The organism is Sphingobacterium sp. UBA3519 (genome assembly GCF_002377215.1).
GTDB lineage: Bacteria > Bacteroidota > Bacteroidia > Sphingobacteriales > Sphingobacteriaceae > Sphingobacterium > Sphingobacterium multivorum.
On the sequence record NZ_DFPI01000024.1, the window covers coordinates 421,133 to 433,713 of the forward strand.

At 42.0% G+C, this 12,581-nt stretch carries 10 protein-coding genes; 4 read left to right on the plus strand and 6 right to left on the minus strand.

From position 1 onward, the window contains the following. Positions 1–366: 366 nt before the first annotated feature. Genes B3297_RS14305 through B3297_RS14315 form a run of 3 tightly spaced genes read right to left on the minus strand, consistent with a single transcriptional unit; the run spans position 367 to position 6,014 of the window. The gene (locus B3297_RS14305; protein ID WP_286779056.1) at positions 367–1,014 is read right to left on the minus strand and encodes an N-acetylmuramoyl-L-alanine amidase; all 648 of its coding nucleotides are present in this window, start codon (positions 1,012–1,014) and stop codon (positions 367–369) included. A gap of 53 nt (positions 1,015–1,067) precedes the next feature. After that, the gene (locus B3297_RS14310; protein ID WP_046672664.1) at positions 1,068–2,840 is read right to left on the minus strand and encodes a SusD/RagB family nutrient-binding outer membrane lipoprotein; all 1,773 of its coding nucleotides are present in this window, start codon (positions 2,838–2,840) and stop codon (positions 1,068–1,070) included. A 12-nt stretch (positions 2,841–2,852) separates the two neighbouring features. Continuing rightward, on the minus strand, positions 2,853–6,014 hold the full coding sequence (locus tag B3297_RS14315; protein ID WP_286710256.1) for a SusC/RagA family TonB-linked outer membrane protein: 3,162 nt from the start codon (positions 6,012–6,014) through the stop codon (positions 2,853–2,855). Between the two features lie 594 nt (positions 6,015–6,608). On the opposite strand from B3297_RS14315, the gene B3297_RS14320 reads away from it, so the two are divergent. Further along, the gene (locus B3297_RS14320; RefSeq protein ID WP_159333457.1) at positions 6,609–7,256 is read left to right on the plus strand and encodes a DUF6266 family protein; all 648 of its coding nucleotides are present in this window, start codon (positions 6,609–6,611) and stop codon (positions 7,254–7,256) included. A 15-nt stretch (positions 7,257–7,271) separates the two neighbouring features. On the opposite strand, the gene B3297_RS14325 is transcribed toward B3297_RS14320, so the two are convergent. The 3 genes from B3297_RS14325 to nagA all read right to left on the minus strand — a co-directional run bounded on the left by B3297_RS14325 (position 7,272) and on the right by nagA (position 10,833). Next, entirely contained in the window at positions 7,272–7,826 is a 555-nt protein-coding gene (locus tag B3297_RS14325) for an acyl-CoA thioesterase (protein ID WP_046672667.1), read from the minus strand. Between the two features lie 180 nt (positions 7,827–8,006). Further along, the gene (locus tag B3297_RS14330; protein ID WP_159333459.1) at positions 8,007–9,632 is read right to left on the minus strand and encodes a glycoside hydrolase family 10 protein; all 1,626 of its coding nucleotides are present in this window, start codon (positions 9,630–9,632) and stop codon (positions 8,007–8,009) included. Positions 9,633–9,726: 94 nt separating this feature from the next. Next, positions 9,727–10,833, minus strand: coding sequence for an N-acetylglucosamine-6-phosphate deacetylase (gene nagA, locus B3297_RS14335; RefSeq protein WP_286779057.1), 1,107 nt, complete (start codon positions 10,831–10,833; stop codon positions 9,727–9,729). 148 nt (positions 10,834–10,981) lie between these two features. Here nagA and B3297_RS24720 point away from each other — a divergent pair, with 148 nt between their 5' ends. From B3297_RS24720 to B3297_RS14345, 3 genes are read left to right on the plus strand one after another with little or no spacing between them, the layout of a single operon-like run. Further along, positions 10,982–11,113 (plus strand): DUF6728 family protein, encoded by a 132-nt coding sequence (locus B3297_RS24720; RefSeq protein WP_312128511.1) that lies wholly within the window; start codon positions 10,982–10,984, stop codon positions 11,111–11,113. 12 nt (positions 11,114–11,125) lie between these two features. After that, on the plus strand, positions 11,126–11,512 hold the full coding sequence (locus tag B3297_RS14340; RefSeq protein ID WP_070561318.1) for a RidA family protein: 387 nt from the start codon (positions 11,126–11,128) through the stop codon (positions 11,510–11,512). A 3-nt stretch (positions 11,513–11,515) separates the two neighbouring features. Then, complete coding sequence (locus B3297_RS14345) at positions 11,516–12,448, plus strand: EamA family transporter (protein ID WP_070561320.1); 933 nt, start codon at positions 11,516–11,518, stop codon at positions 12,446–12,448. Positions 12,449–12,581 lie beyond the last annotated feature (133 nt).

A 12,581-nucleotide genomic window follows, 5' to 3' on the forward strand; every position in this document is an offset into this window, starting at 1 on the left:
TTTCGTTTTTAAAACTTAAAGCAACATAAAAACGCAAAAGAAAGTAAGTATTCACTTACAAATTACTTCTGTAACAGGAATTAAACCGCAATATATTAGTCGAGACTAAAAGCAAAAATACATTACAATAAACTGAAATACAGTCGATTACAATAAATCAGACGATTAAAAAGAAAAATAAGTAAGTGTGCAGAGCACACGCTCACGTAACAAATCAAATACAATTAACATTTTATTAACAATGCAGCAAAATACAGCAAACCAGCAAAATATATTACAAAACGATCACCAATTGCACACTTATTACTTATTCCTGTAGGAAAACGCAATTTACCTGCAGAACGAAATTCTTCGATTAGGCATGATTTAAGGCAGGGGGTTCAATTTCAGATCGACAAGATGCTTTCTTAGCTCATGCATAAATTTATCTCCCGGATCATCTTTACCCGTGATGTAATTGGGATCAGTTTCTTTCCACCAGCTTGTTTTCTTAAAACGTTGGTACTCATAGTGACCTAAAACAAATTCGATGGGATATTTTTTACTGAGGTAACGGATAAGCTCTTCGTTCGCTTTCAATTGTGCATCAGTCAGTGGGTTCTGGCGACTACCTATATTTTCTATCCCTATTGCACAATAATTGAGACCTATGGTATGCCGTGCAAAAATAGAATCTGGTAAAAACTGATAAATCGTACCGTCACGATCGATGACAAATTGCGAAGATACATTCAAGGCACTGGCCTTGGTCAGTTCCGGACGCCCCGGAAGCCGCGCAGGATTAAATGTATTAAAGGTAGCTTTCACGCTGTTATTCGCGGTCCAATGCACTACCACCATTTTGGGATGGATAACCGGAGTCGACTGCGATAGACCGTGCCGATTTTTGAGGTACTCCAATGAAAGTTGAATACGGTCCTTATCCCAGGTAATCGGTTTTTGAATAATTTTGGGTGATTGTGCAAAAAGCACAAATGGTATAAAAAGAAGAAGGAAATTAATACAATATTTCATAACAAAAACAAACTAGATAAAGAAAGCCGCAGTTGCGGCTTTCAAATTTAAAATTATTCTTTGGTATCCCACCAAACCGGGAATGACCAGATATCGTCATTTAACGCATTCGGGTGAGATGCTTTTAAATTATCGGAATTGTAGTTGATCTCATGCGAAACCTGACGTACTCTTCTGAACTGCTTTCCTTGCGGTATTTTAGTTTGTGCTGCTGCGGTCACCGTGTACTCATAGGGAACTGACCAACCGGGATAGACTGAACTACTAAAATCATAGCGACGCATATCATTCCAGTTTTGCTGTGAAAACGAAAGTGCGATAAATTTTTGCGTCATAATTTTAGCCAATGTAATATCTCCCGCCGTACCAATGCCATTGTTCAGAAAATTATCGATCTTAGCCTGGGTCATTGGCGATTTGCTCGGACTGGCGTCTGCATAAGAACCCAGCTTTATATTCATTAAGTCAATATGTGCTTTAATTCCCTCTTTATAGGCATTGAAGGCACCTGCTTTATCTCCCTTATTAAATAAGACCTCAGCTTTAATAAAGCACATTTCGGGGTATGCAACCAGATGGGTAGGCGCATCGGGACGCGAATAAAATGTACCTGAAGCAGCCACGGTACCATCTTTCCATCTATAGGTATCCGACACATCGCTGTCATATCCCTTGGAACTACTTTTAATGGATACATAAACGGTATCCCCCCAACGTGCTGTATTGGCACTGTTAATATACCAGGAGTGTGGGTTTACCGTACGGCCATTACTCTGAATAGCCACATCTTTATCATTATAAGAGGACGCTATAGGCCCGGAGTTCATGCGGATAGTAGACTGCATATCTACTCCCTTGGAACGGATCATCTTTTTGGGATAACCGTATTCTGCCCAAGGTAATAATTTGTCTGCCCGCGGATCCTCTATGCCTTTATTGTCAAAATTGGTTAATAAATTCTCATACCATTTCGTAACCAAAGTATTGGTATTCATACCCGCATTATTAAAAACGATAGACGTTTTTACAGGATCTGCAAATAGGATATCCCCGATATTATCAGTCGCATCATCCATATGGGCTATCACTGTGCTTTCTCCCACCGAAGTGGCAGCCTTATTTAACGCCGCCAATACATCATCCGGTTTGTACAAAGCGCTCTTTTTCGATAGGTTATTCAACCATCGCGCTTTTAAGCCATAACACATCTTCAGCCACTTACTTACATCGCCACCATTCCAGCTGTCGCCGGCCGACAAGGGAGCAGCAGTGCCAGGCTGCGTCATATTAAAGTATTCAATTGCCTTATCAATATCAGCAAGACAACCTTCGAAAATCACTTTTCCACCATCAAATTTTGGCGTTATGATGGTACCCAAGGCCTCCGTGTAAGGCATCTCACCATACCAATCCGTCATTAGCATAAAACCCATGGCACGGATAGCATGCAATGCACCAAGATAATGGTAAGCCTTATCGGCCGTAGCCTTATCTTCCATATCCTTAAAATTTGCCCCTGCACCGACAAAGAAAAACTGATAAGGTGTGGTCGACATACCTGCCGCAGGGTTCCAGCCAGCAATCATACTGTTTGATGCAGTACCGTTGACAAATGTCAGTTGCTGTGTCACAAACCCCGCCCGTGTCCCCGCTGTCCCTTGTGCATACATATAATAATGCTGTATCCAAGCCAAACGACTCTGGACCGAAGCCACGGTGCTGGATGGCGTATTCGGGTCTATATTGATATCCAACCAATTCTTACTACAGGACGAAAATAAAGTTAGAACCAACAGAAATGAGACTATTCTCTTATATTTATTCATGACTTTTCTATCTTAAAATCTAAAATTTAAACCAAACATAACACCGGCTGTACTTGGCACACCGTTGTAATCAATACCTACCGAACTAGATCCCGTTACACCAGATCCGGCAGCGGAGGCCTCCGGATCAAGCCCTTTGTAGTTGGTCAACAACCAAAGATTAGTACCAGTCAAAGTAGCTGTAAGACCTTTTACCACTTTGGAAACACCGGCATTCTTCAGGACACCGTCCGAAAAGTTGTAGGACATCGAGATATTCCGCAAGCGCAACCAGTTTGTTTTCACCATAAAGTTCGCACTTTCACGGGCGTAGAAATCACTCCAATAATCTTGGATAATCTTCCGTCCGCTTGTTGACACACCTTTAATCGTGTACATCTGGTCGGCCAAGAAAGTGAATGTTTTGTTTTCGTACACCGGAGCGTCGTTTGTTCCGCCGTTACGGATGGCTCCGTCCAAAATCAGCTGATCACGATCTTCGGTTCGCTTGCTCATTCCATTAATCGTCATCGCATAATCTGTACCGTTATAGATATCGCCACCTATACGGAAATCAAACAGGAAGGACAGATTAAAATTTTTATAAGTCAAGCTGTTATTGAATCCACCTGTCAGCTTAGGCTCACGGTTTCCGATATTATATGTCGTCTGGTTGTCACTTGTTGGCATACCCGTATTAGCGTCCAAAACAACTTTTCCATCAGGTGTACGGGTCCATTGCGAACCTGAGATCCCCATAAAGTTTCCTCCGTTAAAGGATGCAGCTTTCGCATTCCCTACCTGCACGTCTGTGACATACAAAATATTGACCCCTGCGAGCAAGTTATCTACTGTCCCTTTGTTTCTGGACATGTTTAACGTAGATTCCCAAACAAAGTCGTTTTTCACAATCGGCTTACCAGTTAAGGACAACTCCATCCCTTTATTGTAGATATCGCCACCGTTGACTGAGATGAAAATATATCCTGTCGATTGTCCTAAACGTGGAGACAGAATCTGGTTATAGGAATTATTGGTATAGTAGGCATAATCCACGCCCAATCGCCCCTTAAAAAAGCGCAATTCAGCACCGACTTCAAACGAACCTGTTGTTTCAGGTTTCAAAAACGGATTACCTTTCTGCCAGTTATTTCCCGCGCCTACAATTCCACCTAAATATTCAACAGGCTTCCAAAGGTAGGTATTGGTTACATACGGATTTGCGTCCTTACCCACGCGCGCCCAGGAAGCTCTCAGCTTTCCAAAATCCAACCAGTCTGGGCGACTGTCTTTCATGAGTTCGGTAAACACAAAGCTACCACCAACAGAAGGATAAAAATAAGACCTATTGTCTACTGGTAACGTCGAGGTCCAGTCATTTCTTCCCGTAACATTCAAAAACAACATATTTTTATATGAAGCTCTTAACTCACCGTACAAACCAAAAAGACGTTTTTTTGTATTGTTTACTGCGAACTGTTTATTCGCTGCTGCTATATTTTCGAAGCTGTAAAAATTGTCTACCTCAAAATGATAGCCCATACGGCGGTTTGTTGTCGTCTTGGTTTGTTCCGAGAAAAATCCCACTAAAGCGCCTAAATCAAAATCACCTACCTTTTTATTGAAATTGGACATGATGTTGGAAGACCAATAGTTGTATTTGAAATCACTTTCCGACATCATACCTTTTTGCCAAGGTTTCTTAATTGCACCACCTTCACCGATAATAGTTGAGTTTTTAGTCAGATAACTATCCATCCCGACACGATAGGTCAGGCTCCACCAATCGAAGATGGGCATACTTGCATTGATACTACCTGTAATACGCTCAGTGTTATCGCCCAAAATATTTTTATTGATTGTCCAGTATGGATTTTCCACATCAGATTCTAGCGGCTGGCGGCCTTCAAACATCCGATACTTCGACCCGTCATCGTTGAGGTATTTCTTCATATTATCACTTCTTGACCAGCTGTACAGGGACTCCATCGCTCCTGTACCACCTGATCCCCATAGCCCCGCAGAAGTTAGGGTTTTATCTGTATTTGCCAGCGAATACCCCACATTAGCGCCCACCGTCAGTTTACCAAATTTTTGATCCCCATTAAAGCGGAACGTGGTTTTATCAAAGCTTGTATTAGGTACGATACCCTTTTGATCAAAGCGGGAACCAGACAAATAGAATGATCCATTTTTATTTCCGCCGGATAAATTAACGGTATTGTCAAATACCGTCGAATGCTGGAAGAAATCTTTCACGTTGTTATAAACAACATCATTACTTCCAAATTTTTCGCCCCAGGATTGCGTGGTATAATCATCCAGTACACCCGCACTGTTATAATAGCCACGTTTGTATTTTCCTTGCTGCTCTGGCAAGCGATTCACCCAATTATTTGAAAATCTACTTGAAAAACCAATCTCCGTACGCCCTTCTTGTCCCTTTTTCGTCGTAATGATAATAGCTCCCGCAGCAGCTCTTGACCCGTATAAGGCTGCCGCAGCCGGACCTTTCAACACCGACACATTGTCGATATCTTCGGGATTAATATCCATCACCCGGTTACTGTTAGAGGTTGCTGTTGCTTGAGCGCCATCGAAGGCACTATTTCCTCCAATAACCGTAGAGTTATCGTAGATCACACCGTCTACAACAAACAAGGGCTGGTTGTCGCGCTCAAGAGAAGTTCCGCCGCGAAGAATAATCTGCGCTCCGGCACCGGCAGAACCCGAAGCCTGTGTTACATTAACCCCTGCAATCTTCCCTGCCAATGAATTGACCACGTTTGCCGTCTTATTCTTCATCAACTCATCCGATTTTATGTCCTGAACAGCATAGCCAAGCGCTTTTTTTTCCTTCTTAATTCCCATGGCCGTCACAACCACCTCTTCAAGCGCCTCCTCACTGCCAGAAAGCGTAACATTGATCGTTGCATTTGTCCCAACCAGTTGTTGTCTTTCCTGAGAACCCACGGCTCTGAAAATCAAAATATCGCCTGGCTCCGCATTGATGGTGAAACTTCCATCAGGCTTAGTTTGTGTACTGACAGATTTACCTTTGATGCTTACGGTTACATTAGGCATTGTACCACCATCAGAAGCATTCGTCACTTTACCCGTTACAGTTTTGGTCTGTGCCCATAAACTGGTTGACAGCATCACCCCTGAACAGAATAAGAGAATTTTTTTATTCATGGTTTTTAGTTAGTTGTTAATAATTTTCCATAACGGGCGGTTCCAACCCTAAGTTTATATCAATTACTACACAATAGTATGAAAAGCTTCCTATTTTTGCAAGCTTATGCATAATTATTTGAAAAAGAAATAACAATAAACACATTAACGCACAATCTGACAGCAAAAAAACCATTAATTCCTATAAAAACAGATACAAAAACGCATAGCACAGCAAAATAAAAACCAAAACATCTTATAAAAGCATTTAGCAAGACCTTTTCACCGAATTTGATAGCAGAAAACAAACATTAGCACCACAAAACCACCAATAGCATGCAGCATCCAACACATAACAGCGTGCTTATGCAAAGGAATATTCGATTTACACCGCCATTTTAGACTAATTATTAGCTACTGCATTCGGAGATTACTCGGTGCTTCTTCGGTACTTGTTCGGTGCTCCTTCGGTGCTTCTTCGGTTGCAAGCGAATAAAGTCCGACTAAATTCCGTTCAAGATTCGTTGTAAATCCGAAAAAAGGTTGAATCTACTATTGATCAATACCTATTTATTTTGTAACTTAAAGAAAAATCAATCGCAATTAACTTAGATTATGGCAGTCATTAAAAACGGTGCCAATGGCACGCTTTCGGGCAAAGCAGGATCAGTAGTATTTGTTACCAATGGAAATACAACCTATGCAAGGGGCTTACCTAAGAAAAGTAGAAAAAAACCTTCTGCAGATCAAATTCAATCAAGGTCACGTTTCTCCCTCATCCAAAAATTTATCTCCCCAATGCTAGATTTAATACGGGTCGGATTTAAAAATTATAACCCCGAGAAGAAAGCATATGGCAATGCGATGTCTTACAACCTCAATAATGCCGTAGAAAAAACGGCAACTGGCTATGTCATCAATTTTGAAAACTTTCGCGTGAGTAAAGGAACCCCCAATCCCATTTCCACCCATACATTTCAGGTAGATGAAGAGACAGGAACATTTACACTCACCTGGGAATATGATGCAGATACTGCATCACAACATAACATCAGCTCGAGTAATTGCCGTTTGCTGCTATACAATCCCGATGAGTGCGCTTTCACAAATGAAAGCATGAATCCTCTTACGCATAAAACACAGACAGCTATCCTATCCCGACAGCAAACCGTCGGCAACTATCATGTCTATGTATTTTTCTACAAAACAGACGGAAGCGATGAATGCACAGACAGTAAATATCTAGGGACATTTGAATGGTAAGAAAGGAAAGAAGACCTAGGAGCTCAGACTGATCTTCACATCAAAATGCTGCTTGATATAGGCCTGCTGCTCCGCAGAATCTGTCTCCAGATCATGAATAGCACGGTCTCTTTCTTTGTCGACTTCCATCTTCACCACACAGCGGTAGAAACGAAATACATCTTTTTCGGTCTCCAATATTAACCTCGGCACCCGGGCGGGCTTGCCTGTTTCATCTTTTGCCACCATCGTAAAATAAGAGGAATTACAATGCTTGGTTTCGCCCGTCTGAATATTCATGGCTTCGACCCGAATACCGACTTCCATAGAAGAGTTACCTACATAATTCACAGAAGCGATCAATGTCACCAATTCGCCCACCTCAATAGGCTTCAAAAAATCAACTTTGCCAACGGAGGCCGTCACACAATAATGTGCAGAAAATTTAGATGCCACCGCAAAAGCGATCTGATCCATCAAAGATAAAATATAACCGCCGTGAATTTTACCGCCAAAATTAGCATTGGAGGGCAACATCAGCTGTGACATCCGAATCACAGATTCGCTTACCGTTTTATAGATTTCTTCCATACCCATAAATTTACTTTGGATAGATTACAATTCAAAACAAAACCTGAATGAATCACATGGGCTTACGTACACGCGCCAACAGAAGGTTCGTCCTGACCATTACCGATAGATAATGATACAAAAAAGGGATATCCAAAATTCAGATATCCCTTTTTTACGCGTTGATGAAACAACAGCTCGTTATTTTATCTTCTCTGCGGCATAAGGACCTTCGTTGCTCAAACGGTCAACAGCCTTTACCGCAACATACTGTAGTTTTTTGTTGTTCAATGTCGTTGGGATGTCCTTACCTGTAACCCCAGGCTCCAATATTTCATATTGCCATACGCCACCGTAGTTGAGATACAATACCCATTTTGCAACCTGATCAATTTGCTGGTGCTGCCATTTCACAAAAGTAGTACCCCCCTGTGGAGTTACCAGCAAAGTAGGTTTCAACAAAGGATTTGCATTTAACCAAGGACTTGTTGGTACCAATGCTTTCACCTGATAAGGCCCATTCACCAAAGCTTGTGTCATGGCCGGGTTTTTGGTAAGCCCTGCCAGACTCCAGTGGATCACCCCTTCTCGGTTATCAGGCAATAGCGTACGTGCTGCCTCCACTTGATTAACAATTTCCTGAACATATTCCGGACCACGTCTGCCAACCGTATTGATGCCCGGCCAAAGGTGGCGTCCCATGGTATTCTCACTTTCCCACCATTTTAACAAAGCCGTATAGCTTTGTCTGGCTGGCTGTATAGGCCAATACAACTGGGGAGCAAAATAGTCTATCCAGCCTTTGTTCAACCATAATTTAGCATCTGCGTAAAGCATATCATACTGGCTAGATCCCTGGATTCCTGACGGATAACCCGGTTTCCAGATACCAAAGGGACTGATACCGAATTTTACAAAATTCTTCTCTTTCTTAATATCCTTATAAATCCGTTCGATAAAGGTATTCACACTATTTCTGCGGAAGTCTCCGCGTGATAGATCCCCGCCATTACGTTTGTATTCATTGTAACTATCCGAATCCGGGAAATCCTGTCCACCATTATATTCCGCGTAAGGATAGAAATAATCATCGAAATGCACACCATCGATATCATAACGCTTGACAATATCCATAACCACACGTGCAGCGTGGTCCTGTGTAGATTGTTTAGAAGGATCAAACCAATAATAGCCCTGCTTCAATTTGACAACCGACTCAGGCATTTTACGTGCCATGGAAGCTGAAGTAACAGCACCGCCAGCAGTATGATGGGCACGGTAGGGGTTCAACCAAACATGCAGCTCAATTCCTCGTTTATGCGCCTGCTCAACCCAAAAATCAAGCGGGTCATAATAAGGGGAAGGTGCCTGTCCTTCTGTACCTGTCAAAAAATAAGACCAGGGTTCAAGATCACTTTTATAAAATGCATCGGCTGATGGACGCACCTGAAAAACAACAGCATTAAAATTATTGTTTTTCAAAAAATCCAAAATACCAATTGCTTCCTGTTGCTGCTCGGCGGTACTCAGGTTATTTTTGCTCGGCCAATTGATATTGGCAACAGAAGCCACCCAAGCGGCGCGAAACTCGCGCGGTAACACCGGAAGATCGACAACAATTTCCTTCTTCTTTTCTGCAACCGGCTGTTCTTTTGTTTCAATTGTATTTTTCACCCGTTCGCGCTTGGGTACCGAAGGTGGATCTTTTTTTACAATTTCGACATTTGTAGTTGTGGTATTGACAGGCTCCTGTTTCTTATTTTTCTTGGATGAACAAGAAGATAAAACAAAAAGTGCTGTCGCTAAAAATAATAGGGAACGTTTCATCAAGCTATAGAATAGTGTTTTTTCAAAATAACGAACGAAGATACATATAATATTAGTCAATCACGGCCAATCGGTTAATCTTCTCCGACATAGATCAATGCTTGAACTCTCCATTGAAGATCACCTGCTCCAGCTTAAAGTCGTCGTTAAAGACAATGACATTCGCTATGCTCCCCTTATTGAGGTTTCCAATATCCGTCCTTTTTAAAAGATTTGCAGGATACCGTGTTGCCATTCGGATCGCTTCATCAAGCGATATACCAACTTTTTGCACAGCATTTTTTACCCCCTCAAGCAAGGAGATTGCCGCTCCTGAAATGGTGCCATCAGGCAGGGAATAATAGCCATCGTTCAAGACGTGATGATAGATGTCTTTATCGCAGGCGGCTACCGCATCTGTAATCATAAACAGCCGCTCCCCCATCTGACGTTTCGCAATTTTTACGGCTTCAAAGCTGACATGATGTCCGTCGACAATAATACTTGCTTGTGCTGTCGGATGATTAAAAATTGCGCCAACAAGTCCTACCTCGCGATGGTGTAAAGGCGACATTGCATTAAACAGGTGCGTACTCGTGGGGATTCCCAGATCGTAACCACGGGTACCCTCTTCGAAAGTTGCATCACTATGCCCAGCACTGAGCAGCAAATTGTAGCCCTGTAAGTGCTGTAGCACATCGTCCGCTATACATTCGGGTGCTATCGTCATCATCTTGACAACCTGATTCCCTGCCAAAAGATCGTCAATTTTTTCCTTCGTGGGCCTAACAATTAAATCCGCCGGATGAGCCCCTCTTTTTTTCGGATTCAGGAAAGGACCTTCCAGGTGCAGACCTAAAAATGCATCGTGCTGGAAACCTTCTGCTACCCGAATGGCATCCTTAAATACAGAGATAGTATTGGTCGCTAAAGTCATCATAAAGGAGGTTGTCCCTTTACGGACCAAACCTTCGGTGATACGCTCCAGAGAGGCTACACTTCGCTCTGCCGAATAAAGGTCCGAGCCGTCACCATACAATTGAAGATCGATCAGCCCAGCGCAGATATTGGCTCCATTCACTGGATAACTCTCATAATCTGAAGGTATTTCATGATCATGGACGATCCCATCAATCTTACCTTCGCTGGTCAGTAATGCCTTTTGCTCAAAAATCGCGTCACCTGAATATATTTTACCCCCAATTAATGCTACCTTATTCATAAAATTTCAATTTCGTTCACCAATTTACTAATATTCAAAAAATCTCAGCCATTTGTACAAGATTTTGTTTCACAGCTCAACAGAAAACCTTTCAAAGTTTTTAATCTTTTCATTTTAACTTTCTAATTTACTGTTGTAACTTAGTTCCATGTACTTTTTTAGAAAGCGTAACGCAGATCGCCCGACAAATGGAAGCATAAAAGCGATGCATATCATTAATGCAACGGCCATTATTGTCTTTTTATTGGGCCTGATCTACAAAATATTTTTTACCTCCTAAACACTGTAATCCATGTCAAAAAAAGAAATCTTAAATACCGACAACGCTCCTGCAGCAATTGGCCCCTATAACCAGGCAATCAAAGCCGGTAATACATTATACGTCTCTGGACAAATTCCTCTGATCCCAGAATCAATGGAGTTAATTTCATCAGGTGTAAAAGACGAAACACATCAGGTACTGAAAAATATAGAAGCTATTCTGACAAATGCTGGCTATACTTTTGAGGATGTTGTCAAGGCCTCCATTTTTCTGAGCGATATGGGTAATTTTGTCTTAGTCAATGAAGTCTATGCAGAATATTTTAAAGAAGCGCAACCAGCACGTGAGTGTGTTGCGGTAAAAACCCTTCCCAAGAATGTAAATGTCGAGATTTCGGTCATTGCCTGGAAAGATTAGTCCGTGGAAAACAGCAACGAAACAGCAAGCCGCGGAAAATATCTTTTCGCGGCTTTTTTGGCCCCTTTCATCTGGGGATTTATGTCTATCCCCGTACGGTGGATAAGGGATTATCCTGCCGAAGATATTCTGTATTTTAGAATAATCACTGCGCTCCTGGTACTCTGGATTTATCTTTTGCTTTTCCGCAGAAAAACCATGACTGCTGATATCCATAAGTTCCGGCTCCTACCTCGGACGGGCAAGCTTCGTCAGATCTGCCTTACCCTGCTGGCCTCGGGATTAATCTTTGGAAATTGGTTTACCTATATCTATGCCGTCAACCATATCAGCATCCAGTCTGCCGCATTGGCTTACCTGACCTGCCCACTCATCACCGCAGCTGGAGCCTATATCATACTCAGGGAACAATTGACCCTTTGGCAAAAAATAGCGCTTTTTATTGCTTTCGGCAGCGTCTGCCTGCTGGCTAATGGCTCGTTAAACGATGTCCTCTGGGCGGCTACCATTGCCACCTGTTACGCTTTCTATCTAATTGTGCAATGGGTTTCCACCGGGTTTGACAAACTCCACCAATTGGTCGTCCAGCTCAGTATATGTGCCTTGTTTGTAATCCCTAAACTGATCTATAATCATCATGCAATCCCTGCTGAACCTCTGTTTTGGGGCACAATATTTCTTATCGCGTCTTTATTCACGATCATCCCCCTTTTCCTGAGCATGTATGCACTCATTGGTATTTCATCGACAACAACCGGTGTTCTGCTCTATATTAACCCACTGATCGCATTTACTTTAGCAGTAACTTATTTTCAAGAACCTGTTTCACCAATTAAGTATGTTGCATATGGAATTATACTCCTCGCAATTATCTTATTTAATATCAAAAACATCAAAGAGGCTTTTTCCATATCAAGGGTACATGCTAAACGATAGATCAACGCATATCCGGCAATAGCTTTTTAGTCAAGTAAATGGTCTGAAATCACATAGGGCACATCTTTCTTATCGTGAAAGACAAAATCACTATCGCTGTTCAAAAAAATGACAAACCGCACATTTCAGTGAC